The organism is Mycobacterium sp. UM_WGJ, from assembly GCF_000455125.1.
Lineage (GTDB): Bacteria > Actinomycetota > Actinomycetes > Mycobacteriales > Mycobacteriaceae > Mycobacterium.
Window position 1 is genome coordinate 1 of record NZ_AUWR01000047.1, and the last position, 25,539, is coordinate 25,539.

At 66.9% G+C, this 25,539-nt stretch carries 21 protein-coding genes and 2 pseudogenes; 13 read left to right on the plus strand and 10 right to left on the minus strand.

Annotated features, from left to right (window positions below; translation table 11 throughout):
• Nucleotides 1-48: 48 nt before the first annotated feature.
• Nucleotides 49-1,014: a nitronate monooxygenase family protein gene (locus tag N416_RS0114645; RefSeq protein WP_024442853.1), complete on the minus strand. Its 966-nt coding sequence runs from the start codon at nucleotides 1,012-1,014 to the stop codon at nucleotides 49-51.
• An 18-nt stretch (nucleotides 1,015-1,032) separates the two neighbouring features.
• A complete protein-coding gene (locus tag N416_RS0114650; protein ID WP_024442854.1) occupies nucleotides 1,033-2,169 on the minus strand; it encodes a PrsW family intramembrane metalloprotease in 1,137 nt (378 codons plus the stop codon).
• A gap of 164 nt (nucleotides 2,170-2,333) precedes the next feature.
• Here N416_RS0114650 and rpsA point away from each other — a divergent pair, with 164 nt between their 5' ends.
• Together rpsA and coaE are read left to right on the plus strand one after the other, a co-directional pair.
• A complete protein-coding gene (rpsA, locus tag N416_RS0114655) occupies nucleotides 2,334-3,773 on the plus strand; it encodes a 30S ribosomal protein S1 (protein ID WP_024442855.1) in 1,440 nt (479 codons plus the stop codon).
• A gap of 30 nt (nucleotides 3,774-3,803) precedes the next feature.
• Entirely contained in the window at nucleotides 3,804-5,030 is a 1,227-nt protein-coding gene (gene coaE / locus N416_RS0114660; RefSeq protein WP_024442856.1) for a dephospho-CoA kinase, read from the plus strand.
• 17 nt (nucleotides 5,031-5,047) lie between these two features.
• On the opposite strand, the gene N416_RS0114665 is transcribed toward coaE, so the two are convergent.
• Nucleotides 5,048-5,488, minus strand: a complete 441-nt coding sequence (locus N416_RS0114665; protein ID WP_024442857.1) for a hypothetical protein — start codon at nucleotides 5,486-5,488, stop codon at nucleotides 5,048-5,050.
• A gap of 131 nt (nucleotides 5,489-5,619) precedes the next feature.
• On the opposite strand from N416_RS0114665, the gene N416_RS22190 reads away from it, so the two are divergent.
• From N416_RS22190 to N416_RS0114680, 3 genes are read left to right on the plus strand one after another with little or no spacing between them, the layout of a single operon-like run.
• Nucleotides 5,620-6,219 (plus strand): TetR family transcriptional regulator, encoded by a 600-nt coding sequence (locus tag N416_RS22190; protein ID WP_024442858.1) that lies wholly within the window; start codon nucleotides 5,620-5,622, stop codon nucleotides 6,217-6,219.
• Between the two features lie 38 nt (nucleotides 6,220-6,257).
• On the plus strand, nucleotides 6,258-6,680 hold the full coding sequence (locus N416_RS0114675; RefSeq protein ID WP_081654583.1) for an MmpS family transport accessory protein: 423 nt from the start codon (nucleotides 6,258-6,260) through the stop codon (nucleotides 6,678-6,680).
• Nucleotides 6,677-9,559, plus strand: a complete 2,883-nt coding sequence (locus tag N416_RS0114680; RefSeq protein ID WP_024442860.1) for an RND family transporter — start codon at nucleotides 6,677-6,679, stop codon at nucleotides 9,557-9,559. The genes N416_RS0114675 and N416_RS0114680 overlap by 4 nt, the downstream gene beginning before the upstream one ends.
• Here the strand turns inward: N416_RS0114680 and N416_RS0114685 are convergent.
• On the minus strand, nucleotides 9,519-10,058 hold the full coding sequence (locus N416_RS0114685; protein WP_024442861.1) for a DUF402 domain-containing protein: 540 nt from the start codon (nucleotides 10,056-10,058) through the stop codon (nucleotides 9,519-9,521). The genes N416_RS0114680 and N416_RS0114685 overlap by 41 nt on opposite strands.
• 103 nt (nucleotides 10,059-10,161) lie before the next feature.
• On the opposite strand from N416_RS0114685, the gene uvrB reads away from it, so the two are divergent.
• Together uvrB and N416_RS0114695 are read left to right on the plus strand one after the other, a co-directional pair.
• Complete coding sequence (gene uvrB / locus N416_RS0114690; protein ID WP_024442862.1) at nucleotides 10,162-12,333, plus strand: excinuclease ABC subunit UvrB; 2,172 nt, start codon at nucleotides 10,162-10,164, stop codon at nucleotides 12,331-12,333.
• A gap of 68 nt (nucleotides 12,334-12,401) precedes the next feature.
• Entirely contained in the window at nucleotides 12,402-13,832 is a 1,431-nt protein-coding gene (locus N416_RS0114695) for an MFS transporter (protein ID WP_024442863.1), read from the plus strand.
• A 36-nt stretch (nucleotides 13,833-13,868) separates the two neighbouring features.
• Here N416_RS0114695 and arsB read toward each other — a convergent pair.
• Together arsB and N416_RS0114705 are read right to left on the minus strand one after the other, a co-directional pair.
• Nucleotides 13,869-14,915, minus strand: a pseudogene (gene arsB / locus N416_RS0114700) (ACR3 family arsenite efflux transporter); the annotation flags it as partial.
• A complete protein-coding gene (locus tag N416_RS0114705; protein ID WP_024442865.1) occupies nucleotides 14,915-15,310 on the minus strand; it encodes an ArsI/CadI family heavy metal resistance metalloenzyme in 396 nt (131 codons plus the stop codon). The gene N416_RS0114705 and the pseudogene arsB, both read right to left, overlap by 1 nt.
• A gap of 100 nt (nucleotides 15,311-15,410) precedes the next feature.
• On the opposite strand from N416_RS0114705, the gene N416_RS0114710 reads away from it, so the two are divergent.
• Complete coding sequence (locus N416_RS0114710) at nucleotides 15,411-15,770, plus strand: Rv2640c family ArsR-like transcriptional regulator (RefSeq protein ID WP_024442866.1); 360 nt, start codon at nucleotides 15,411-15,413, stop codon at nucleotides 15,768-15,770.
• A gap of 6 nt (nucleotides 15,771-15,776) precedes the next feature.
• On the opposite strand, the gene N416_RS0114715 is transcribed toward N416_RS0114710, so the two are convergent.
• Entirely contained in the window at nucleotides 15,777-17,336 is a 1,560-nt protein-coding gene (locus N416_RS0114715) for a glycosyltransferase family 39 protein (RefSeq protein WP_081654584.1), read from the minus strand.
• A gap of 235 nt (nucleotides 17,337-17,571) precedes the next feature.
• On the opposite strand from N416_RS0114715, the gene N416_RS0114720 reads away from it, so the two are divergent.
• The 3 genes and pseudogenes from N416_RS0114720 to N416_RS22695 form a co-directional block, all read left to right on the plus strand.
• A complete protein-coding gene (locus N416_RS0114720; protein WP_024442868.1) occupies nucleotides 17,572-18,018 on the plus strand; it encodes a universal stress protein in 447 nt (148 codons plus the stop codon).
• 154 nt (nucleotides 18,019-18,172) lie between these two features.
• Nucleotides 18,173-18,568 carry an XRE family transcriptional regulator gene (locus N416_RS22690; RefSeq protein WP_081654585.1) on the plus strand — a complete coding sequence of 132 codons (396 nt, stop codon included), beginning with the start codon at nucleotides 18,173-18,175 and terminating at the stop codon, nucleotides 18,566-18,568.
• Nucleotides 18,565-18,990: pseudogene (locus N416_RS22695) on the plus strand (RES domain-containing protein); the annotation flags it as partial. The gene N416_RS22690 and the pseudogene N416_RS22695, both read left to right, overlap by 4 nt.
• 166 nt (nucleotides 18,991-19,156) lie before the next feature.
• Here the strand turns inward: N416_RS22695 and N416_RS0114735 are convergent.
• Nucleotides 19,157-19,843 carry an MBL fold metallo-hydrolase gene (locus N416_RS0114735; RefSeq protein WP_024442871.1) on the minus strand — a complete coding sequence of 229 codons (687 nt, stop codon included), beginning with the start codon at nucleotides 19,841-19,843 and terminating at the stop codon, nucleotides 19,157-19,159.
• Between the two features lie 57 nt (nucleotides 19,844-19,900).
• Here N416_RS0114735 and uvrA point away from each other — a divergent pair, with 57 nt between their 5' ends.
• Nucleotides 19,901-22,807, plus strand: coding sequence for an excinuclease ABC subunit UvrA (gene uvrA, locus N416_RS0114740; protein ID WP_024442872.1), 2,907 nt, complete (start codon nucleotides 19,901-19,903; stop codon nucleotides 22,805-22,807).
• 13 nt (nucleotides 22,808-22,820) lie between these two features.
• On the opposite strand, the gene N416_RS0114745 is transcribed toward uvrA, so the two are convergent.
• Complete coding sequence (locus N416_RS0114745; protein ID WP_231384301.1) at nucleotides 22,821-23,462, minus strand: TetR/AcrR family transcriptional regulator; 642 nt, start codon at nucleotides 23,460-23,462, stop codon at nucleotides 22,821-22,823.
• 130 nt (nucleotides 23,463-23,592) lie between these two features.
• On the opposite strand from N416_RS0114745, the gene N416_RS0114750 reads away from it, so the two are divergent.
• Nucleotides 23,593-24,435, plus strand: coding sequence for a hypothetical protein (locus tag N416_RS0114750; protein ID WP_024442874.1), 843 nt, complete (start codon nucleotides 23,593-23,595; stop codon nucleotides 24,433-24,435).
• On the opposite strand, the gene N416_RS0114755 is transcribed toward N416_RS0114750, so the two are convergent.
• On the minus strand, nucleotides 24,362-25,537 hold the full coding sequence (locus N416_RS0114755) for a winged helix DNA-binding domain-containing protein (protein WP_024442875.1): 1,176 nt from the start codon (nucleotides 25,535-25,537) through the stop codon (nucleotides 24,362-24,364). The genes N416_RS0114750 and N416_RS0114755 overlap by 74 nt on opposite strands.
• Nucleotides 25,538-25,539 lie beyond the last annotated feature (2 nt).

Below are 25,539 nucleotides of genomic sequence, written 5' to 3' on the forward strand. Positions count from 1 at the left end.
CCCCCGACGAAAGCCGGGCGTCACCCCATACCGTCTAACGGCTGATCATCACGCGCCGCGGTTCAGGATCCTGGCGGCGTCGTGGACCATCTGTGCCACGATGGCGCCCGCGGGCATGACGTCGTGGATGAGTCCGACGGCCTCACCGACCAAGAGGTGGGCGATGTCGAAGTCGGCTGCTGCGACTCCCGCCTCAAACTCAGCGATGGCCTCGGGCAGGTTGGCCCGCAAGTGGCTCTCGTCGCCGTGCCAGGTCCGCAGGAACGCGTTGCGTAGCGCCCGCTCGTCGTAGTGGGCAGGCCAATCGAGTTGTCGCACAAGGTCGTAGGCGCGAGTCCGGACGGTGTCCTCGCCGCTGGCCCGGATGGCTCGCTCGTGCGCTTCGGGTGGCACGAGTGCCTCGCTGGCGACCCAGAACCGCGTGCCGACGACAACGCCGTCGGCGCCGAGCGCCAGTGCCGCGGCCACCCCGCGACCGTCGGCGATACCGCCCGCGGCCAACACGAATGTCTCCGGCGAGTAATCGGCTACCAGGTCGACTACGGCCGGGACGAACGTCATGGTCGAAGGACCCGACATGCCGTGGCCGCCGGCCTCGGTGCCTTGGGCCACGATCACTTTCGCCCCCGCCCGCAGCGCCGTGTGGGCCTGCTCAAGGGTCTGCACCTGGCAGATCAGCGAAACGCCCGCGTCGCGGATGTCACCGGCGAAGGCCGTGGGGTCACCGAAGGAAAGCATGATGGCCGCCGGGTCCCGGTCGAGTGCGACGGCGAGAGCCTCCGGTGCGCGAGCCAGGCTCCAGGTGATGAATCCGCATCCGACGCGTGCGTCGCCGGCGGCATCGAATTCGCGCTGCACCCAGTCCGGGTCGCCGTAACCCCCGCCGAGCAGACCGAGCCCACCGGCACGGGTGACCGCCGCGGCCAGCCGGCCTCCGGATGCCTGCGCCATCGGCGCCAGCACGATCGGGTGGTCGATACCGAAGTGGTCGGTGAGGCGATTGCGCAGCGACATGGCGGTGGCTCCCGGAGATCAGCGCCGTACCGGCAGCGGAGCGTGATACCCGGCCATGGTGTAGAGCACCGGCGCCGCCGCCCGGGCGGCCACCACGCCGTAGGCGTCCTCCTGCTGCACCGCGAACACCTCGGGGTCACCGAACCCGCGATCGATGCGGTCCCGGATGAATGCCAGCCGGACCACTTGGACGGCGAACTTCTTCACGGCCCGGCCGGCGGCTCGGCCACCGATGCGCTTGGCCTCGCGGATCGCGTGCTTGCGAGTTCGGATCGATCCCAGCCACGTCGCCTCGTTGGCGCTGATCAAGCCGCCGGCCACCATGCCGGGCAGTTTGGTCGCCACCAGATGCTGTTCGTGCCGACGGCTCAGCATGCCCAGCAGCACCATCAGCAGGAACACCGGCACCAGCCAGAACAGGTAGGTCACCAGGAACAACTGCCCGCCACCCATCGCCAGTGAGGCGTTCCACGACGCGTGCATCGCCACCGCCCCCAGGTAGCCGAGCAGAATCACGAAGGTTTTGGACCAGAACCCGTGGCGGCGTAGCGCGAAGAACACCCCGATTCCGGTCATGGTGGTGAACAGCGGGTGGGCGAACGGGCCGAAGATCAGCCGGGCGATGGCCACCGCGGCCATTTTGGCCGGTGATTCGGCCGGCGCGATGTAGACGATGTCCTCCATCCAGGCGAAACCCACCGCCACGACGCCCGAATAGACCATGCAGTCGGTCAGCGAGTTCAGCGCCAGCCGCCGGCGTCCGGTCAGCATCACCAACAGGAACAGGCCCTTGGCGGCCTCCTCGATGAACGGCGCCTGGATGGCCGCCATGTCGAAGGTCTTCGACACCAGCGGCCGCACCGTGGCGACCGAGGACCCGAAGGTCTCCAGGCCCACCGCCAGCACCACGGCGACCGATGCGCCCCACAAGAACGCCAGTTGCAGCAGCCGGCGCGGCTCGGGCTCCCAGCGATCCAGCCAGCGGTAGCACAACAGCACCACCAGCATCGACATGCTCGCCAGTACCAGCGCGGTCAGGGTCCCGCCCGGGTTGGCCGCGGTGAACAGCAGCAGCAGGAACACCGTGAGGATGGCGAGCAGGACGATCACAATGAGCGGCGCTCCGACTCTCCGCCGGTTCCGCGTCTGGGGCATAGCGAGGGAGCGTAGCCACCGGTTTGTCCAGCGTGCAACGCGTCGAGTAGCCTCAACAGGTAGTCCTCGACTAGTCCTAGACCAGATCGTGGGCGACCGCATGCGCAGCATGCGTGACAAGACCCCGTCCCTACTACGTCAAAATGTCCGGAGCAACCCAACACATGCCAAGTCCCACCGTCACCTCGCCGCAAGTAGCCGTCAACGACATCGGCTCGGCCGAGGACTTTCTCGCCGCCATCGACAAAACGATCAAGTACTTCAACGATGGCGACATCGTCGAAGGGACCATCGTCAAGGTTGACCGGGACGAGGTCCTGCTCGACATCGGTTACAAGACCGAAGGGGTCATCCCCTCCCGCGAACTGTCCATCAAGCACGACGTCGACCCCCACGAGGTGGTGTCCGTCGGTGATGAGGTCGAGGCCCTGGTCCTGACCAAAGAGGACAAAGAGGGTCGTCTGATCCTGTCCAAGAAGCGCGCCCAGTACGAGCGCGCCTGGGGCACCATCGAAGAGCTCAAGGAGAAGGACGAGGCCGTCAAGGGCACCGTCATCGAGGTCGTCAAGGGCGGCCTGATCCTCGACATCGGGCTGCGCGGCTTCCTGCCGGCCTCGCTGGTGGAGATGCGCCGGGTCCGCGACCTGCAGCCCTACATCGGCAAAGAGATCGAAGCCAAGATCATCGAGCTGGACAAGAACCGCAACAACGTGGTGCTGTCGCGTCGCGCCTGGCTGGAGCAGACCCAGTCCGAGGTGCGCAGCGAGTTCCTCAACCAGCTGCAGAAGGGCGCCGTCCGCAAGGGCGTGGTCTCCTCGATCGTCAACTTCGGCGCCTTCGTCGACCTGGGCGGCGTGGACGGCCTGGTGCACGTCTCCGAGCTGTCCTGGAAGCACATCGACCACCCGTCCGAGGTGGTTCAGGTGGGCGACGAGGTCACCGTCGAGGTGCTGGACGTCGACATGGACCGCGAGCGGGTTTCGCTGTCGCTCAAGGCCACTCAGGAAGACCCGTGGCGGCACTTCGCCCGTACCCACGCGATCGGTCAGATCGTCCCGGGCAAGGTCACCAAGCTGGTGCCGTTCGGTGCGTTCGTCCGCGTCGAGGAGGGCATCGAGGGCCTGGTGCACATCTCCGAGCTGGCTGAGCACCACGTCGAGGTCCCGGACCAGGTGGTCGCGGTCGGCGACGACGCCATGGTCAAGGTCATCGACATCGACCTGGACCGCCGCCGGATCTCGCTGAGCCTCAAGCAGGCCAACGAGGACTACACCGAGGAGTTCGACCCCTCCAAGTACGGCATGGCCGACAGCTACGACGAGCAGGGCAACTACATCTTCCCCGAGGGCTTCGACGCCGAGACCAACGAGTGGATCGAAGGTTTCGACAAGCAGCGCACCGAGTGGGAGGCCCGCTACGCCGAGGCCGAGCGCCGGCACAAGATGCACACCACGCAGATGGAGAAGTTCGCCGCTGCCGAGCAGGCCGAGCCGCGCTCGGGTGCCAACGGTTCGCACCGCGACGAGGCTCCGGCCGGCGGTTCGCTGGCCAGCGACGAGCAGCTCGCCGCACTGCGGGAGAAGCTCGCCGGTAACAGCGCATAACCAGCGCCCAGTGGGGTTGAAGGGGCGCAGATGCTGCGTATCGGTCTGACCGGCGGTATCGGCGCCGGTAAGTCGACGGTGTCGGCGACCTTCAGCCGCCATGGTGGCGTCATCGTTGACGGTGACGTCATCGCCCGTGAAGTTGTGGAGCCCGGTACCGAAGGCCTCGCCAAACTGGTCGAGGCCTTCGGGCCGGGCATCCTGCTTTCCGACGGAGCTTTGGATCGTCCGGCGCTGGCCGCGATCGCGTTCAGTGACGACGACAAGCGGGCCACCCTCAACGGCATCGTGCACCCGCTGGTGGCACACCGCCGCGCGGAGCTGATCGCCGAGGCCGGTGACGAGGCGGTGATCGTCGAGGACATCCCGCTGCTGGTCGAATCGCAGATGGCCCCGCTGTTCCCGCTGGTGATCGTGGTGCACGCGGACGTAGAGACCCGAGTAGCCCGACTCCTCCAATACCGTGGCATGTCGGAGGAGGACGCGCGGGCTCGGATCGCCGCGCAGGCCACCGAGCCGCAGCGCCGCGACGTCGCCGACGTCTGGCTGGACAACTCGGGCGATCCGGACCAATTGGCCGAGCAGGCCCTGGAGCTGTGGCACCAGCGCATCAAGCCGTTCGCGCACAACCTGATCACCCGCCAGACGGTGCCGTCGCCCACTGAGCTGATGAAAGCCGATCCGACCTGGCCGGATCAGGCGCAGCGCATCCTGGCCCGGTTGCGCACCGCCTGCGGGCACCGGGCCGTCCGGGTGGATCACATCGGCTCCACCGCGGTGCGCTGGCCGGAGGCCTTCGAAGCCCGAGACGTCATCGACGTTCAGGTCACGGTCGCTTCGCTGGCGATGGCCGACGAACTCGCCGAGTCCCTGCTGCGGGCCGGTTACCCGCAGGTGGCGGCTATCACCGCCGACAACGGTAAACCCGATGCCCGCAGCACCGCCGCGGAGTTCGATCGCGCGGGAGATCCGGCGTTGTGGCGCAAGCGCATTCACGCCTCCGCGGACCCGGGCCGGGCCACCAACGTGCATATCCGGGTCGAGGGCTGGCCCAATCAGCAGTTCGCCCTGCTGTTTCCGGCCTGGCTTACCGCTAACCCCGCCGCGCAGGCCGAGTATCTGGCGGTCAAACGCGACGCCGAACGCGCGGGAATCGACGGTGGCATCGATGCCTACGCGCAGGTCAAGGAGCCCTGGTTCGACACCGCCTATCGGCAGGCCTGGGCCTGGGCCGATGCCACCGGGTGGAGGCCCTGAGCGGGCCTACAAACTGATCAGGCCATGCTGCTGATCAGGGCGCCACACAGCATCGCGCCGGTGTGCGGGTCGTTGGTGTTGCCCCAGGTGTTGATGAAGCGCTCGCTTTTGACCGTGGTGACCTCGTCGACTTTGATCTCGCAGTGCACGGTCGCGGTGGTCGGGAAGCGCAACCGGATCACCATGCCGGCCTTGCTGGGGTCGGACATCACGGTGTTGGCCTCGAACGGAGTGCCGAACGCGTCGAGGTCCGCGCTGGCGGTCTCGTAGTCGTTGCGCATGAAGGTGACCACGTTGCCGCTGGACCAGGCGTCGACTTTCGCGATGTAGGTCACGTTGTGCAGCTCGGTGGTGTTGTCGTTGTCATCGGCGGCCGCGGGCGCCGGGAACAGCTGACCACACCCGAGCACGGCTGCGGTGGTGGCAGCGGCGACACCGATTCGCAGTTTGGCGTTCATATCAGCGGAGTTTAGCGCGGTCGCGGCATGGGCCCCACTTGTAGCGTGCGTCACAGTCGGCACAGCCGAGCGTGCGAAATCACGAAAATTGCATGGCGCGCAAAGTTTGCATTGTGTGCAATGATTTCGGGATGGGTGCGCCGCAGGTCAGCTCGCTGAGGGAACGCCGGCGGCGTGAAACCGAAGCCGCCATCCACCGCGCGGCGGTCGAGTTGGTCGCGGCGCAGGGCTACGACGCGGTGACGGTGCCGATGATCAGCGAGCGGGCCGGTGTCTGTGTGCGCACCTTCTTCAACTATTTCCCCAACAAGGAATCGTCCGTAGTGCTGCCGTTCCCGTCGTTCGACCCGGAGCTCAGTGCCGTGGTGCGAAGTGGGCCGGGTGCCAAGCGTCTGATGGCCGACGTGGCCGACCTGGTGATCAACCACATCGAGGTCCATACCGCGAACTCGGTCGGCCTCACCACGCTGCTGCCGATGATCTGCGAGATCCCGGAGTTGCTCCGGCTTCACACCGCGGAATTGGCCGAGCTGGAAACGCAGCTGGTCGAGCTGATCGCTCAGCGACTGCGGTTGCCCGCCGACGATCGGCGCGTCGAAGTCATCGCCAGTGCGGTGATGGCCACGGCCAGCACCGCCATCCAGCGCTGGTCGCGCGACCCGGAGGCGGGTTCGTTGTCGGACGAGGTCCGGCGCTGCGTGAACCTGCTGGAACCCCTGCAACACCTTTAGCCCCCTCGGTTTTACCGCGAAAGCGAAAGGGAAAGACCATTTTTGAGTTCGTGAAGCGCGCCTGGATCCCTATGGTCGTGGTCCTGGTGGCGGCGCTGGCCGGGTTTGCCGGGTTTCGCATCCATGCGGTGATGGCGCCCAAACCGGCGTCGACCGCCTTCATCGACGAGTCCCGACCCGTGATCCCCAAAGACGTCGTCTACGAAGTGTTCGGACCCGAGGGCACGGTCGGCCAGGTGAACTACCTCGACGAGAACTCGCAGCCGCAGCGGGCCGAATTCACCACCCTGCCGTGGTCGTTCACCATCTCCACCAAGCTGACGTCCATCTTCGCCAACGTGGTCGCCCAGGGCGACAGCAGCTCGATCGGCTGCCGCATCACCGTCAACGGCGAAGTGCGTGACGAGCAGACGGTCGACACCCACAACGCTCAGGTCTTTTGTCTGGTGAAGTCGGCATGAGCGACACCGACACCGTCACCCGTTCCCGCGTCGCGCAGTTCATCCACCGCGTACCGCTCCTGGTCGTGGTGGCGTGGCTGGCGCTCACCGTCGTCGTCAACGTCGTTGTGCCGCAGCTCGAAGAGGTCGGCAAGGCGCACTCGGTGTCATTGGCGGCCAAGGACGCCCAGTCCTACCAGGCGATCAAGAAACAGGGCGCCAACTTCGAGCAGTTCGACTCCGACAGCATGGTGATGGTGCTGCTGGAGGGCGACGAACCGCTCGGCGACCAGGCGCGCACCTACTACCACGGCCTGGTGGAGAAGCTGCGGGCCGACACCGAGCACGTCGAGTACGTGCAGGACTTCTGGGGCGACCGGATCACCGCCGGTGGCGCCCAGAGCATGGACGACAAGGCCGCCTACGTGCAGCTGAACCTGGTCGGCGACCAGGGCACCACCACCGGCAAGGAGTCGGTGCAGTCGGTGCGCGACATCGTCGACGGCAGCACACCGCCGCCCGGGCTGCATGTCTATGTGACCGGTCAGGCCGCGCTGACCATGGACATGAACGACGCCGGCGACGAGAGCATGCTCAAGATGACGGCGATCACCTTCGTGGTGATCACGGTCATGCTGCTGCTGATCTACCGGTCGATGACGACGGTGCTGCTGATCCTGTTCACCGTCTTCGTCGAGTTGGGTGCGGCGCGCGGGATCGTGGCCGTGCTGGGCCATTTCGAGATCATGGGGCTGTCCACGTTCGCGGTCAGCCTGTTGACCTCGCTGGCGATCGCGGCCGGTACCGACTACGCGATATTTTTCATCGGCCGCTATCAGGAGGCCAGGGCGGCGGGTCAAGACCGCGTCACCGCGTATTTCACCACCTACCACAGTGTTTCGCACGTGGTGCTGGGCTCGGGTTTGACCATCGCCGGCGCCACGTTCTGCCTGAAGTTCACCCGGCTGCCCTATTTCGCCTCCATGGGGGTGCCGTGTGCGGTCGGCATGCTGGTCGTGGTCGCCGCGGCGATGACGATCACCCCCGCGGTTCTGCTGCTGGGCACGCGATTCGGCCTGCTGGAGTCCAAGCGGAAACTCTCGGCGCGGGGCTGGCGCCGGATCGGGACCGCGATCGTGCGCTGGCCGGGGCCGATCTTCGTGGTGACCATGATCGTCGCCCTGATCGGGATCGCCGTGTTGCCGTCGTACTCGGTGAACTACAATGACCAGTACTACATCCCCGACAGCCTGCCGTCGATTCAGGGCTATGAGGCGTCGTATCGGCACTTCTCCAAGGCCCGGATGAACCCGGACATCGTGCTCGTCGAGACCGATCAGGATCTGCGGACGCCGGGCAACATGCTGGTACTGGATCGGATCGCGAAGAACATATTCCGTCTGGACGGAATCGACAAGGTACAGAGCATCACTCGGCCGCTAGGGGCGCCGATCGACCACAGCTCGGTGCCGTTTCAGCTGAGCATGCAGTCGGTGCCCATCACCGAGAACCTGGACTATCTCAAAGGCCGGATGGCCGACATGCTGCACATGACCGACCAGCTCGGTTCGATGATCGAGATCATGGAGCGCATGCAGGCCCTGATGTCGGAGCAGGCCGGCGTCACCCACGACATGGTGGGCCATACCACCGAGATGAAACAGGTCACCGACGAAATGCGGGACCACCTGGCTGATTTCGACGACTTCTGGCGTCCGATGCGCAACTACTTCTATTGGGAGCCGCACTGCTCGGGCATCCCGATGTGCTGGTCGCTGCGGTCGATCTTCGACGGACTCGACGGGGTCGACAACCTCAGCGACAAGATGACCGCGATGCTGGGCGACCTGGAGCACATGGACACCCTGATGCCGCAGCTGGTGGCGCAGCTGCCGCCGATGATCGCCATCTCCAAGGACATTCGCGAGACGACGCTGACGATGTACAGCACGTTCAACGGGATGATCAACCAGATGGCCCGGATGACCGACACCGCGACCGTCATGGGGCAGGCCTTCGATGCCGCCAAGAACGACGACTTCTTCTATCTGCCGCCGGAGGCCTTCGACAACGCCGACTTCCAGAAGGGCCTCAAGCTGATGGTCTCGCCGGACGGGAAGTCCGCGCAGATCATCGTCACCCACGAGGGCGACCCGGCGGGCAACGCGGCGCTCTCCAAGACGCAGGAGGAGCTGACCGCTGCCAAGGCGGCGATCAAGGGCACTCCGCTGCAGGGCGCCCGGGTCTACATCGGCGGCACGGCGGCGACCTATCACGACATCGGCGAGTTCTTGAGATACGACATGATGCTGGCGGTGATGGCGTCGCTGTGCCTGATCCTGATCATCATGCTGGTGCTGACCCGCAGCCTGGTGGCGGCCGCGGTGATCGTCGGAACCATAGCGGTCTCGCTGGGCTCGTCATTCGGGCTGTCGGTGCTGGTCTGGCAGCACATCCTCGGCCTGCAACTGCACTGGTTCGTGCTGCCGTTCACCGTGATCATCCTGTTGGCGGTGGGGTCGGACTACAACCTGCTGCTGGTGTCCCGCTTCAAGGAGGAACTCGGCGCCGGGATGAACACCGCGATCATCCGCGGCGTCGGGGGATCGGGCAGCGTGGCCACCCAGGCGGGCCTGGTGTTCGCGTTCACCATGGGCGCGATGATCAGCAGTGACCTGATCTCGATCGGTCAGTCCGGGACCGCGATCTGTCTGGGCCTGCTGTTCGACACCTTCATCATCCGGGCGTTCATGACGCCGTCGATCGCGGCGCTGCTGGGCCGCTGGTTCTGGTGGCCGATCAAGGTGCTGCCCACCTCGTCGCTCACCCGGCCCCGGCCCGTCACCGAGGACCCGGCGACTACCGAGATCCTGGTGGCGACCCCCGGAGCCCGTCGCTGACCGGCCAGGTCACCGGCATGCCCTGACTACTCAGCCATCGGTGCAGGTCGTAGCCGTTTCGGGCCAGACCGTCGACGGCGGCCACCGCACGCAGCACCGCGTGTTCGGCGTCGTGCCGGCTCAGCAGGCCCTCGGCGACGGCGGCCATCAGCTCGTCGGTGTCGGCGAGCTCGACGCCGGATGCGGTGCGGACCACCAGATCCAGGTAGTGGTCCCGGGAGTGCCAGCGCTCCGGTCCCGCGGTGTACTCGCCGACGTCGAGGTAGAAGTCCTGGTCGCGTTCATACCCCGGGCTGAAGTGGAAGACGGTCGCGCGCAGCCCCAGCGACGGCAGCAGCCAGGACTCCAGGTAGTGGAACTGGGCCCGGCCCGGGGTGGGGCGCGCCAGGTAGAGGCCCCACGGGTGCACCGTGTAGACGTCGACGTCGCGCACCACCCCTTTGGGGTCGGTATTGGTGTAGCCGCGCAGGTCGAAGGTCTCTTCCTTGGGTGGATGCACCGCTGGCCGCCTCTCGCTGTCGGAGACCCAGCCTATGGCCCGGCTCCTCCTCATCGCGCTGGCGCGCTCTGCCTTGTCGCCGGGCGGGCCTACTCTGGCTTTCGTGGCCTTCGCAACCGAACACCCTATCGTCGCGCATTCGGAGTACCGGCCCGCCGCAGACGCCGTGGAAGGCATCGTCCGCGCCGGCGGCCGGTTCGAGGTCGTCAGCGAGTTTCAGCCGGCCGGTGACCAGCCGGCCGCCATCGCCGACCTGGAACGCCGAATCACCTCGGGGGAGAAGGATGTGGTGCTGCTGGGCGCCACCGGCACCGGCAAGTCGGCCACCGCGGCCTGGCTGATCGAACGGCTGCAGCGTCCCACCCTGGTGATGGCGCCGAACAAGACGCTGGCCGCGCAGCTGGCTAACGAGCTGCGAGAGATGTTGCCGCACAACGCCGTCGAGTACTTCGTTTCGTACTACGACTACTACCAGCCGGAAGCCTATATCGCCCAGACCGACACCTACATCGAGAAGGACAGCTCGATCAACGACGACGTCGAGCGGCTTCGCCACTCGGCCACCTCCAGCCTGCTGTCCCGGCGCGATGTCGTGGTGGTGGCCTCGGTGTCCTGCATCTACGGCCTGGGCACCCCGCAGTCCTACCTGGACCGCTCGGTGGAGCTGCAGGTCGGCGCGGAGGTGCCGCGCGACGGGCTGCTGCGGCTGCTGGTCGACGTGCAGTACACCCGCAATGACATGGCGTTCACCCGCGGTTCCTTCCGGGTGCGCGGCGATACCGTCGAGATCATCCCCTCCTATGAGGAGCTGGCGGTCCGCATCGAGTACTTCGGCGACGAGATCGAAGCGCTGTACTACCTGCATCCGCTCACCGGAGACGTGGTGCGCAAGGTCGACTCGCTGCGCATCTTCCCGGCCACCCACTACGTCGCAGGCCCGGAACGGATGACCCAGGCCATCTCCACCATCGAGGCGGAGCTGGCCGTCCGGCTCGAAGAGCTGGAGAGCCACGGAAAACTGCTGGAGGCCCAGCGGCTGCGGATGCGCACCAACTACGACATCGAGATGATGCGCCAGGTCGGCTTCTGCTCGGGCATCGAGAACTATTCGCGCCACATCGACGGTCGCGGCGCCGGCACGCCCCCGGCCACCCTGCTCGACTACTTCCCCGAGGATTTCCTGCTCATCATCGACGAGTCGCATGTCACCGTGCCGCAGATCGGCGGTATGTACGAGGGCGACATGTCGCGTAAGCGCAACCTGGTCGAATTCGGGTTCCGGTTGCCCTCGGCGTGCGACAACCGGCCGCTGACCTGGGAGGAGTTCGCCGACCGGATCGGCCAGACGGTGTACATGTCGGCCACCCCGGGGCCCTATGAACTCAGCCAGGCCGGCGGCGAGTTCGTCGAGCAGGTGATCCGCCCGACCGGCCTGGTGGACCCCAAGGTCGTGGTGAAGCCGACCAAGGGCCAGATCGACGATCTGATCGCCGAGATCCGGCAGCGCACCGAGGCCGACGAGCGGGTGCTGGTCACCACCCTGACCAAGAAGATGGCCGAAGACCTCACCGATTACCTGCTGGAGATGGGGATCCGGGTGCGCTACCTGCACTCCGAGGTCGACACGCTGCGGCGGGTGGAGCTGTTGCGGCAGCTGCGGCTCGGCGACTACGACGTGCTGATCGGCATCAACCTGCTGCGTGAGGGGCTGGACCTGCCCGAGGTGTCGCTGGTGTCGATCCTCGACGCCGACAAGGAGGGCTTCCTGCGCTCCACCCGCAGCCTGATCCAGACCATCGGTCGCGCCGCCCGCAACGTCTCGGGCGAAGTGCACATGTACGCCGACAAGATCACCGACTCGATGAGGGAGGCCATCGACGAAACCGAACGCCGCCGGGCCAAGCAGGTCGCCTACAACGAGGCCAACGGCATCGACCCCCAGCCGCTGCGCAAGAAGATCGCCGACATCCTCGACCAGGTCTACCGGGAGGTGGAGGACACCGAATCGATCGAGGTCGCCGGGTCGGGCCGTAACGCCTCACGCGGGCGGCGCGCCCAGGGCGAGCCCGGCCGGGCAGTCAGCGCGGGGGTCTTCGAAGGCCGCGACACCAGCAACATGCCCCGGGCCGAACTGGCCGATCTGGTCAAGGACCTCACCGAGCAGATGATGAACGCGGCACGTGATCTGCAGTTCGAGCTGGCGGCCCGGATCCGCGACGAGATCGCCGACCTCAAGAAGGAACTGCGGGGTATGGACGCGGCCGGCATCAAGTGACGCGCCAGGCGGCCGGTCCATTTTCGCGTGGGATGGCGATCCGTGATTGACTGCAAGCGGTGGTGGAACTGACGGAAGCAGCGGTGCATGACTCCGCTGTTAGTACTGGCAGCTGGCGTGAGCTGCTCGGTAGGCGCTACCTGGGCACCGCGGCCGTGCTGGCCGGCGGTGTGGCGCTGTACGCCACCAACGAGTTCCTGACGATCAGTCTGCTGCCCAACACCATCAAGGACATCGGCGGTGAGCGGTTCTACGCCTGGGTGACCACCCTCTACCTGGTCGGTTCGGTGATCGCCGCGGCCGCCGCGAACGCGGTGCTGGTCCGGGTCGGTTCCCGCTCGGCCTACCTGATGGGTCTGCTGTCGTTCGGCCTGGGCACGGTGCTCTGTGCGCTGGCACCCGAGATGGAAATTCTGCTGGTCGGTCGCACTCTGCAGGGCATGGGCGGCGGCCTGTTGGCCGGGCTGGGGTGGGCGCTGATCAACGCAGTCCTGCCCAGCTGGCTGTGGACCCGGGCCTCGGGGCTGGTGTCCGCCATGTGGGGTGTCGGCACCCTGGTCGGACCGGCAGCCGGCGGCCTGTTCGCCCAGTTCGGCATCTGGCGGTGGGCCTTCGGTCTCATGGCGATTCTGACCGTGGTGATGGGCGTGGCGGTCAGTGTGGTGCTGCCCGCCGGGAGCAGCGGGTATCGCGGCGAACCCGTGCAGTTCCCGGTGCGGTCACTGCTGCTGCTGGGCGGCGCCGCGCTGGCGGTCAGCGTCGCGCAGCTTCCGCGCAGCCTGATCGGTGCGATGGGGCTGCTGCTGGTCGGGGCGGTCCTCCTGGTGGTGTTTCTGGTCGTGGACCGGCGTTCGTCGTCGGCGGTGCTGCCGTCCAGCGCTTTCCAGCCGGGCCGGGAGAAGTGGATCTACCTGACGCTGGGCCTGCTGATGGCCACCACCAAGGCCAACCTGTACATCCCGCTGCTCGGGCAGCGGCTGGCCCACCTGCCGCCGATGATGGCCGGCTTTCTGGGCGCCGCGCTGTCGACCGGTTGGACCATCAGCGAGATCGCCAGCGCGTCGGTGAGCAAGACGCGGGTGGTCATCGGCCTGGTGATCAGCGCGCCGCTGGTGATGTCGGCGGGTTTGTCGGTGGTCGCGTTCGCCCGGATGAGCAGTTACAACCCGACCGCGGTCGGCGCGATCTGGGCGCTGGCGCTGCTGGTCGTCGGCATCGGCGTCGGCGCCGGCTGGCCGCACCTGTCGGCGTGGGCCATGAGCTGCGTCGACGATCCGGCCGAGGGCGGGACCGCCGCCGCTGCCGTCAACACCGTCACGCTGATCGGCGGGGCGTTCGGCGCGGGCATCGCCGGCCTGGTGGTCAACACCGCGATGAGTACCGGTCAGCCCGCGGCTCGCTGGCTGTTCGCGATCTTCGCGGTGCTCGCCGCGCTGGGCTTCGTGGTCGCCTATCGGGCCAGCCGGGGCGCTGGGGAAGTCGTCGGCGGTACCGGCTGAGGCGGTGCGAGCCCCCTAACAGCGGACGGGGTGGGTGGGTGCGCTGAAGCGGCCGCGCAGGGCCAGCGCCGCGTAGACCAGACCGACCAGGACGGGCACTTCGATCAGGGGCCCGACAACCCCGGCCAGGGCTTGCCCACTGGCGGCGCCCCAGGTGGCGATCGCCACCGCGATGGCCAGCTCGAAATTGTTGCCGGCCGCGGTGAACGCCAAGGTGGTCGTGCGCGCATAGCCCAGGCCCAGAGCGGCCCCGACCAGGTAGCCGCCGCCCCACATGATCGTGAAGTAGGCCAGTAGCGGAATCGCGATACGGACCACGTCGAGGGGGCGGTGGGTGATCTGATCGCCTTGTAGCGCGAAAAGGATGACGATCGTGAAGAGCAGTCCGTAAAGCGCCCAGGGTCCGATCCGTGGCAGGAACCGGCTCTCATACCAGCCGCGGCCCTTGCTGCGTTCGGCCCAGCGGCGGGTCAGATACCCGGCGGCCAGCGGTATGCCGAGGAAGATCGCCACTGACTTGGCGATCTGCCATGGCGAGACTTCGATGCTGGTCTGCGGCAGTCCCAGCCAGCCCGGCAGCAGCGACAGGTAGAACCAGCCCAGCACCGCGAACATGACGACCTGGAAGACCGAGTTGAGCGCGACGAGGACGGCCGCGGCTTCGCGGTCCCCGCAGGCCAGGTCGTTCCAGATGATGACCATGGCGATACAGCGGGCCAAGCCGACCACAATGAGCCCGGTGCGGTATTCGGGCAGGTCGGCCAGCAGCAGCCAGGCCAGAGCGAACATCACGGCCGGGCCGGCAACCCAGTTGAGCAGCAGCGAGCTGATCAGCAGTCGCCGATCCGAGGTGACGGTGTCGAGCCGGTCATAGCGGACCTTGGCCAGCACGGGATACATCATGATCAGCAGTCCGGCGGCGATCGGCAGCGAGATCCCGTCGATCTGCACCGCGCTGAGGCCGTCGCCCAGACCCGGGATCATCCGTCCCAGAGCCAGGCCGGCGGCCATGGCCAGTCCGATCCAGACCGGCAGCAGTCGGTCCAGGGTGGACAGCCGGGTGGTGGTTGCGTCGTCGCCCATCAGCAGCAGGAGGCCGGTGCTGCGGCGGACTCGGTATCGGCGATCTTGGTGTAGACCTCCCAGCGTTCCCGGTCTGGGCCGCTGACCCAGACCTTGTCCTGCACGGCGTAACAGCAGGTGGTGTCCATTTCCGTCTCGGTCAACAGGCCCGCGTCGCTGAGCCGGGCGACTTCCTGGTGGACGATCTCGCTCGAGGCCACCTCGACGCCGAGGTGGTTCAGTGTTCCGCCGTGGCCGGGGTTTTCCAGCAGGACCAGCTTCAGCGGCGGGTCGGCGATGGCGAAATTGGCGTAGCCGGGCTTGACCTTGGCCGGCGCGGTGCCGAACAGCCGGGAATAGAACGTGATCGCGGCATCGAGGTTGTCGACGTTGAGTGCGAGTTGGATGCGGGACATGGCAGTCACCTTCAGCTGTGAGACATATGTCGAACTAGTGATGTGGCGTCAGCATGCCAACCTTTTCGATATATGTCAATGAATGTGGCAGAATGAATCCATGCCGAAAGCGTTGCCGGTAATCGACATGACCGCACCGGTGTGTTGCGCCCCGGTTGCCGCGGGCCCCATGACCGACGCCGATGCATTGCAGATCGCGTTGCGGCTCAAGGCGTTAGCGGACCCGGTACGGGTCAAGATCGTGTCGTATCTGTTCGGCTCGACCGCCGGAGAGCAGAACTCCGGCGACCTGGCCGCCGCGCTGGGCTTGAGCGAATCCACGGTCAGCCACCACTTGACGCAGCTGCGCAAGGCCGGTTTCGTGGCGTCAGACCGGCGGGGGATGAACATGTTCCACCGCGTGCGTCCGGATGCTTTGCAGGCGGTGTGCGCGGCCCTGGACCCCAACTGCTGTACCTAGGGGTGTTCAGCGGGTGGACTTGATCACCTGGGCGAAGGTGAACTGCCAGCGTTCGACGACGTGAAAGTGCAGCGCGTGCAGCATCTGGCCGTCGGGGGTACGCGCGAACCGGGTGCCCGCCGGCAACTTCACGGCGCGCTGATGGGCCGGCAGGCTGCGGTCGTGATCGGTGATCGTCCAGATCGTCGCGCAGCGGTCGAACTGATCTTTCAGTGCCCACACCGCCAGGTGGCCGTCCCACAACCGCCCCAGGGTTTGGCGGTGCGGCCCCAGGCCGGGGTCGGTCAGCTTCGCGAACGCCTCGGGACGCGCGGCGGTCAGCGCCCGGATCGGGCCGGGCAGCCACCGGGTGGTGTTGTCGATCATCAGGCAGTCCCCGGGCTGGGCGTGCGCGACGATCACGTCGGCCACCGCGCTGTAGTCCCAGCCCTTCTCTTTGGTGTAGCGATCGCGTTGATTGACAACGTAATTGGGCGCTGCGGCGATCGCCAACAGGGCGACGACGCCGATCACGGCGCGGCGCGAAGTGGCGAGCGTGGTGATCGCGATCGCCAGCGCGATCGCCATCGCCGGAGCCGTGCAGATCAAATACCGCGGGTAGTAAACGGGTTTCACCACCACCGAATAGGCCAGCGTGGCCAGGGTCGGGATGAGCATCCAGGCCGCGCACAGCGCCGCCAGCCGCCGCGTATCGGGATCGGGGGACCGGCGGGTGCCGTTCCGAACGGCGACCACGGCGCCGGCGAGCCCCAGCCACGCCAGGATCGCGAACGGCACACTGCTGTCGAAGTACTGCTGCTGGACGATCTCGATGACGGTGTGCGGGTTCAGCGGCCGAATCCAGGCGACCTGGCGGATCTGCCCCTGGCTGAACCAGAGGAACGGGGCCAGCGCGGCCAACGCGGCACCGGCCGCCACGGCCCACCTTCGCCGCGCGGAGTCGTCGGTTCGCAGCCGTCGCAGCGCCACTGCGTGTACCGCAACCATCAGCACGGTGAAGGTGTTCAGCAGCGTCGCCGCCACGACTGCCACGGCGTAGCCCACCCACAGTCGCACCGTGTTACGCCGGGCCGCGGTCACCCACAGCACGGTGAGCCAGACGGCGGCCATCGCCGAGAACGCGTACGGGCGCGCCTCGACGCCGGCCCACGTCATGCGCGGCAATATCGCGTAAAGCGCACCGGCGCACACCGATACCTGCCGGCCGGTGAACCCGCGGGACAGCACCACCACGCCGGCGGTCCCCAGGCCGACCGCCAGACTGCTCGGCACCCGCGACCAGAATTCGGTCGCGGGGAAGACCGCGAACCAGCCGTGCATCACCAGGTAGTACAGCCCGTGTACCGCGTCGATGTGGGTGAGCAATCGCCACAGTTCCGGCAGGGAGCGGTGCGTCGACGCCGAGATGGTGGCGGCCTCGTCGAACCACAGCGACGGCCGGCTCGCGCCGATGACGCTGATCAACGTTGCGGCGACGGCGATTACGGCCGCATCCGGTGAGCGCGGTGGACGCCGGGGCGGGGCCGCATCGGTACGCACCGGGGCCGGGCTCAATACCTGGCTCAACGGCGTGCGTTGTCGGTAGCGGTGACGGTGATGACATTCCACGCTACCGGTGGACCCGGCATGTCAGCTACGTCACGAGGGCGGGCAAACGGGGCCTTCTGGCCGGTCAGGCGGCTGTGCGCGCCGCGCCGCAAACGACATGTGACGTCAATCGCCCCCATCGGGGCCGTCGACGCGTTAGGGTCGCGATGGCTTAATTTGCGAACAGGCGATCAATGCACCGGGAGGGTTACCAATGAGCGGCTACAAGACCGTGGTGGTCGGTACGGACGGCTCGGACTCGTCGCTGCGCGCCGTCGACCGCGCGGCTCACCTGGCGTCCGGTGAGGGCGCCAAGGTCGTCATCGCCACCGCCTACCTACCGCACGCCGACGACCCCCGCGCCGCCGACGCGCTGAAGGACGAGGGCTACAAGGCCTCAGGCAACGCCCCGATCTACGCCATCCTCAAGGAGGCCAAGGAGCGGGCCATCGCGGCCGGCGCCAACGAGGTCGAAGAGAAGGCCATCGTCGGTGCCCCGGTCGATGCGCTGGTGGAGCTGGCCGAGTCGGTCAAGGCCGACCTGCTGGTGGTCGGCAACGTCGGCTTGAGCACCATCGCCGGGCGGCTGCTCGGTTCGGTGCCGGCCAACGTGTCGCGGCGCTCCAAGATCGACGTGCTGATCGTCCACACCACCGGCTAACCGGCGGGGAGATTCACCAATCCCGTTCGCGCCAACGGAGGCCCAGCGTCACGGGCGCCCGGCACGCTGAACTGTATGGTGTAGTTTCAGGTGTTGTTTCCAGTGGGCTTAGTGGTAGCCTTACGGTGGATACAGTCCATCTGGAGGTCGCAGAATGTCTGTTTTAACAGCCAGCGCTGCTGAGAAGCTCGATTTCGAGGCAACAACCCGTCCAATTCGTGAAATCGCCAGCTACCTGCAGGAAGCAGTCGGACAACGAATCGCCGCGGCCCTCGCGGGACTGGCCGATGTAAAGCAGATCGGCCGATACGCGCGGGTAGGCGGCCCGGAACCACACGATGTAACCGAACGCAGGCTGCGTGAGGGCTACAAAGTTGTCCGAATGCTTGTTGATGCGTACGACGACAAGACTGCTCGGGCCTGGTTGTTTGGCACAAACACACGCCTCGACGATCGGGCGCCAGTTGAAGTTCTCGGCGCCGCGTCCGACACGGCTGATTTCGCGATGGTCGTGCAAGCGGCTAGACAGGTCGCTAGCTTTCAGGCGTGACCAGAGCCGGCTCCGAACTGCTGTTGTGGCGAGTTGGCTACCACGCAAGTCCACTTGGATTCACGCCGCGCGAGCTGTACAGCTTCAGTCATCGCTTCGATGACATTCACCACCGCTTCCGTACTCTCTATCTGGCGGACTTGCCCGAAACCTGCCTCCGGGAGGTGCTGGCAGACCTCCGGCCAAATCTTGGTGCCAAGCTCAGGCATATCGCGAGATACGGGCCCGAAGCGGCTGAAGACTTCGCCTCGGAACCGGTGACTGCAAGCTGGCGTCGTCAGATAGAAGACAGGCACGTCCCGCTTTTGGTCGCACATGGAATGGACCACCTTGATCTGCACGAAATCACGACGAGTCGTCGCCTGGTTACCCAGACGATTGCTGGTGAGCTCTACGACGGCGGTGTAGCCGCCGTGAGGTTCTTGTCTCGGCTTGACGCTCAACCTTGTGTGGCCCTATTTGAGGGCCGCGGAGCCGCGGACCTCGTGGGTGAGATCATTCCTCTGACCGACCCCGCTCCCGGTCCGCTTCTCACTGTCACGACTGAATGGAATCTGGAACTGGAGGCCTCTACCGAGCCGCCGGGGGCTACCAGCCCCGTTCGCGCCACTCCGCCAGGTGCGGACGCTCCACGCCCAGAACGGTGTCATCACCGTGCCCGGGGTAGACGATGGTGTCGTCGCCGAACCGGTCGAACACCTTGCGGCTCACGTCGCCAAGCAGGCGTTCGAAGTCCCCGGGCTGCCAGGTCTTTCCGACACCGCCCGGAAACAGGCAGTCGCCGGTGAACAGCTGGGTCACCCCACCGGTGGCCGCGCCGTCCAGGGCTAGCGCCACCGAACCCTCGGTGTGCCCTTGCAGGTGGATCACGTCGAAGCTCAGATCGCCGACGGTCACGGTGTCGCCGTCGGCCAGGATGCGATCCGGGGCGACCGGCAGCGGCTCGGCGTCCAGGGCGTGTGCGGCGGTCGGCGCCCCGGTAGCCTCGGCCACCGCGGTCAGCGCCTGCCAGTGGTCGAAGTGCTGGTGGCTGGTGACGATCAGCGCCACGTCCGGGGCGTGCTCGCGTACCAGCGCCACCAGGTTCTCGGCGTCGTTGGCCGCGTCGATCAGCAGCGTCTTGCCGGTGTTGGTGCACGTCACCAGGTAGGCGTTGTTGTCCATCGGGCCCACCGAGGTCTTGATGATGGTGGCCCCGGGCAGGGTGCGCCGTGCCGCGGTTCCGGGTTCGACGTGTCCGGTGTAGGTGTCGTCTACCGCGATCTGGGAGGTCATGACCGTCACGGTACTGGCCCTGACCTGGTTGTCGGTAGCGCCACCTAGCATGGACCCGTGGCTGACCGGCTGATCGTCAAGGGTGCGCGGGAACACAACCTGCGCAGTGTGGATCTGGACCTGCCGCGTGACGCGTTGATCGTGTTCACCGGGCTGTCGGGTTCGGGTAAATCCTCGCTGGCCTTCGACACCATCTTCGCCGAGGGTCAGCGTCGCTACGTCGAATCCCTGTCGGCCTACGCCCGCCAGTTCCTGGGCCAGATGGACAAGCCGGACGTCGACTTCATCGAGGGCCTGTCGCCGGCGGTCTCCATCGACCAGAAGTCCACCAACCGCAACCCGCGCTCGACGGTCGGCACCATCACCGAGGTCTATGACTACCTGCGGCTGCTCTACGCCCGCGCCGGGACCCCGCACTGCCCGGTCTGTGGCGAGCGGATCGCCCGCCAGACCCCGCAGCAGATCGTCGACCAGGTGCTGGCCATGGACGAGGGCCTGCGCTTTCAGGTGCTGGCGCCGGTGGTGCGCACCCGCAAGGGGGAGTTCGCCGACCTCTTCGAGAAGCTGAACACCCAGGGCTACAGCCGGGTGCGGGTGGACGGCGTGGTGCATTCGCTGACCGATCCGCCCAAGCTCAAGAAGCAGGAGAAGCACGACATCGAGGTGGTCGTCGACCGCCTCACCGTCAAGGAGTCGGCCAAGCAGCGGCTCACCGACTCGGTGGAGACCGCGCTGGGCCTGGCCGACGGCATCGTGGTGCTGGAATTCGTCGACCGCGATGACGATCACCCCCATCGCGAGCAGCGGTTCTCCGAGAAGCTGGCCTGCCCCAACGGGCACGCGCTCTCGGTCGACGACCTGGAGCCGCGGTCGTTCTCGTTCAACTCCCCGTACGGGGCCTGCCCGGAGTGCGTGGGCCTGGGCATCCGCAAGGAGGTCGACGCCGACCTGGTGGTGCCCGACCCGGACCGAACCCTGGCCGAGGGCGCGGTGGTGCCCTGGTCGATGGGCCCCACCAGCGAGTACTTCACCCGGATGATGGCCAGCCTCGGTGAGGCGATGGGCTTCGACGTCGACACCCCGTGGCGCAAACTGCCGGCCAAGGCCCGCAGGGCGATCCTGGAGGGCTCCGACGAGCAGGTGCACGTGCGCTACCGTAACCGCTACGGCCGGACCCGCTCGTACTACACCGATTTCGAAGGTGTGATGGCGTTCCTGCAACGCAAGATGGAGCAGACCGAATCCGAGCAGATGAAGGACCGCTACGCCGGGTTCATGCGGGACGTGCCGTGCCCGGAATGCGCCGGAACCCGGCTCAAGCCCGAGATCCTGGCGGTGACGCTGGCCGCCGGCGGCTACGGCAGTAAATCCATTGCGCAGGTGAGTGAGCTGTCGATCGCGGACTGCGCGGACTTCCTCAACGCCTTGACCCTGGGCGCGCGTGAGCAGGCCATCGCGGGGCAGGTGCTCAAAGAGATCCAGTCCCGGCTCAGCTTCCTGCTCGACGTCGGCCTGGAGTATCTGACCCTGTCCCGGGCCGCCGGAACCCTGTCCGGTGGTGAGGCGCAACGCATTCGGCTGGCCACCCAGATCGGGTCGGGTCTGGTCGGGGTGCTCTACGTGCTCGACGAGCCGTCGATCGGGCTGCATCAGCGCGATAACCGGCGGCTGATCGAAACCCTGGTGCGGCTGCGCGATCTGGGCAACACCCTGATCGTCGTCGAGCATGACCTGGACACCATCGCGCACGCCGACTGGATCGTCGACATCGGCCCGGCGGCCGGCGAGCACGGCGGGCGGATCGTGCACAGCGGGCCCTACGCCGAGCTGTTGGCCAATGCGGATTCGATCACCGGCGCCTACCTCTCCGGCGCGAAAAGCATTGCGGTGCCCGAGGTCCGCCGGCCGGTGGACGCCAAGCGCCAACTCGGCGTGGTCGGCGCACGCGAGCACAACCTGTCCGGTGTGGACGTGGCGTTTCCGCTCGGGGTGCTCACCGCGGTCACCGGGGTGTCCGGCTCGGGCAAGTCGACCCTGGTCAACGACATTCTGGCGACGGTGCTGGCCAACAAGCTCAACGGCGCCCGGCTGGTGCCCGGCCGGCACACCCGGATCACCGGACTCGATCACCTGGACAAGCTGGTGCGGGTGGACCAGTCACCGATCGGGCGCACACCGCGGTCCAACCCGGCCACCTACACCGGGGTGTTCGACAAGATCCGCACCCTGTTCGCCGCCACCACCGAGGCCAAGGTCCGCGGCTACCAACCCGGCCGGTTCTCGTTCAATGTCAAGGGCGGCCGCTGCGAGGCGTGCACCGGCGACGGCACCATCAAGATCGAGATGAACTTCCTGCCGGATGTCTATGTGCCCTGCGAGGTCTGCCACGGTGCCCGCTACAACCGGGAGACCCTGGAGGTGCACTACAAGGGCAAGACCATCGCCGAGGTGCTGGACATGTCGATCGAGGAGGCGGCGGAGTTCTTCGAGCCGATCACCGGCATCCACCGCTACCTGCGCACCCTGGTCGACGTCGGGCTGGGATATGTGCGGCTGGGCCAGCCGGCGCCGACGCTGTCCGGGGGAGAGGCGCAGCGGGTGAAGCTGGCCTCCGAACTGCAGAAGCGTTCCACCGGCCGGACGGTCTACATCCTCGACGAGCCCACCACCGGCCTGCATTTCGAGGACATCGCCAAACTGCTGGGCGTCATCAACGGCCTGGTGGACAAGGGCAACACGGTGATCGTCATCGAGCACAACCTCGACGTGATCAAGACCGCGGACTGGATCATCGACATGGGCCCCGAGGGCGGCGCCGGGGGTGGCACGGTGGTGGCCACCGGCACACCCGAGGACGTGGTGGCCGTGCCGGAGAGCTACACCGGCAAGTTCCTGGCCGAAATCCTGGGCGCACCGGCCAAACCCGCCAAGGCCGTGAAACGACGGCGTAAGGCCAGCGCGTAGGGTCCGGGCTGGGCTAAGCCGGTTCAGCGCCGAGGCTGACGCGCAGGTGCCGCACGACGGCGTCGGCGACAGTCTCGATCGGCTCGGTCTTGCCCGCAGCGACCCACTCGGTGAGCCAGATCTGTAAGGCCGAGATGACCAGTGCCGCAGCGATTCGCGGAGTCAGGTGGGTGATCTGACCCGCGTCCACCGCGATCTCGGCGGCTCGGGTGATCATGTCCATACCGGTTCGCCATGCCGCTCGTTGACCACCTCGGCCCAATTCGGCTGAGGCCGATGCCCAGCTCAGGCCCTCGTTGATGTGCAGCTGCAGAAAGTGCGGGTGTGCGGCGAAGAACTCCACCTCGGCACGTGCTCCGACCAGGATCGCCTCCAGCGGGGAGTCGATCGTGTCTGTGCGGAGGCGCACGGCGGCGACGAACTCCTGCATCCGCGCGGCGTTGAGGGCATCCCAGATCTCGTCTTTGCCACCGAAGTGCTTGTAGACCGTGGCCAGTGACACCCCGGCGGTCTTGGCGATGTCGCTCACCCGTGCGTCGGCGAAGCCGGTGCGGCTGAATTCGTACTCGGCTGCGGCCACGATCTGCTGCTGGTACATGGCCCTGCGTGCGTCGGCCAGGTCGGCGACCGGCGGCGTGGATCGGTTCGTTCCCATGGCCGCCACCTGCTTTCGATCGACCGTTGGCTGAGTGTCCACGAGGTGCTACGGTGCCACAGTAATGATGATTCTGTGTAACAGAATGATGATTACTCGGGTGCTTGATCGGGACGGGAGAGGGGCGCCGATGGCGACCGCAGAGTTGAGCCGGGAAGACTCAGCGCAGATTTCGGCGACACTTCCGCGCTCGCGGGGACTGCGCATCGTCTGGATCGTGGCGTTCGGCTCGCTGGCCCTGGCGTTTCCGCTCTACAGCTACTTGGCATTTCACAGCGGCGTCGACCGCTCCGTCATCGCCGATGCCATGGTCGTGCAGGTGACCGCCGCCTACTTCCTGGGTATCTTCGCGGCATTCCTGCCGATACCGTCGCTTCGCACGTGGACCCGATTCCAACGCCTCCAAGCCGTCGTTCTGCCGTTCGTGATCTGTTCCTACACAACGCATCTCACCTGGGAGCTCGGCTGGCTGATTCTGCACAAGGCGATCGCCGGTGCCCGCGATGCGGTGTGGGCGTATCCCTGGTGGAACTACATCGACGGCGGCGACCTGCGCTATCTGCACGCCGAACCCAACTTCTTGATGATCGAGGTGCTGTCGGTGATCAACGCCTGCGTGGGCGTCACCGGACTCGTCCTGCTGTTGCGGTCCAAGTTCACCGACTACCGGGGAACGCTGCTGGTCATGTCGACCGCCGTCACCCACACCGTGCTGACCTGGTACTACTACGGCACCGAGATCATCGCCGGCTTCCCGTCGACCAACACCGCCAGCTTCATGGATCTGGGCGTCAAGTTCATCCTGCTGAACGGCCCCTGGTTGATCGCGCCCTGGCTGGTACTGGCCTGGGGGTACGCGATGCTCAAGAAGCAGTTCACCGCTTCGGGAAACCACGCCGTCAGCGCTGTGCCGCCTTCACCAGCGGCGACGGGAACCGCGGCGGAACCCGCACCCCGTCCAGCCACGCGGTGAGCTCCTGCGCCCGTTTGTTCAGCGCGTCACGGGCTTGGGTGCCCGGGTCTTCGAGCAGCTGCAGCTGCACTTCGGCGGCCGCATTCTGATACCAGCCGCCGACGATCCGGCCGTTCCACCACACGGTGGGCCCGGCGTTGCCGTTGTTGTCGAAGAGCTGGCCGCGGTGCTCGCCGAGGTACCAGTCGCGCTGGTACCAGCCCATCGTGGTGACGTCGAGGCCCGGCAGCAGCGCACCCCACGGCTCGGGCTCGGGTTCGGGCTCCAGGTCGTCGGCCAGCGCGTAGCCGGGCGTGTCGTGCAGGTCGACATCGACGGCGCCGATCTCACTCAACGCCTTGCGGACCACCGTCTTAGTGGTACCGAACCACCACTTGATGTCCTCGGCGGTGGCCGGGCCGAACGCCCGCAGCCAGGTTCGGATCAGCTGGGTCTGCGCCGGCTCGGCCATCATCGGGGCGCCGAGTGCGCCGAGCCAGCTCGTCGCGGTCGTCCACTGCGGCCGCGACGAGGTCCAGCCGCCGTCGTTGGGCCCGCGCACGATGTGGCCCTGCGCGCCCAGGACGGTCAGCGCGCGCGGCGCCAGATGGGTCTGGCCGCCGTAGGTCTTGCCGGGCGCGGGATCGTAGGTGCCGGCCAGCTCGGGCAGGGCCGCGCGCAGCGCGATGCTGCTGGCCGGGCCGTTCTCATCGAGGTGCCGCAGCACCGCGGCCGCAGCATGGGTCAGCCACTTTTCGCCGTCATTGGCCACGCCCGCCTTGGCCACCTCGGCGATCAGCTTGCGCCGTTCGGTGTCGGCCACCCGGTCGCTGGCCGCAGCCTGCACGGCGGGCAGGTCGGCGGGATCGAACACCCACAGCGTTCGGCGCATCGCCAGATGCTTGACCAGTGAGCGCTTTTCATACAGCGCGTCGTGCAGGTCGGCCACCGCGAACCCCGAGCGCCGCGCCCACAGCGAGAGGTACGGAGTCGCCGGATCGGTGGCGTGCAGCCCGACCAGCGTTGCCGCGATCCGGGCTATCGGCGCATCAGCGGTGTCAGGGGCAAGAAAATGTCGGCGCGCCAAACGGTTTCGCCTTTCGGCGATGGTGAAGGTCCGCACCG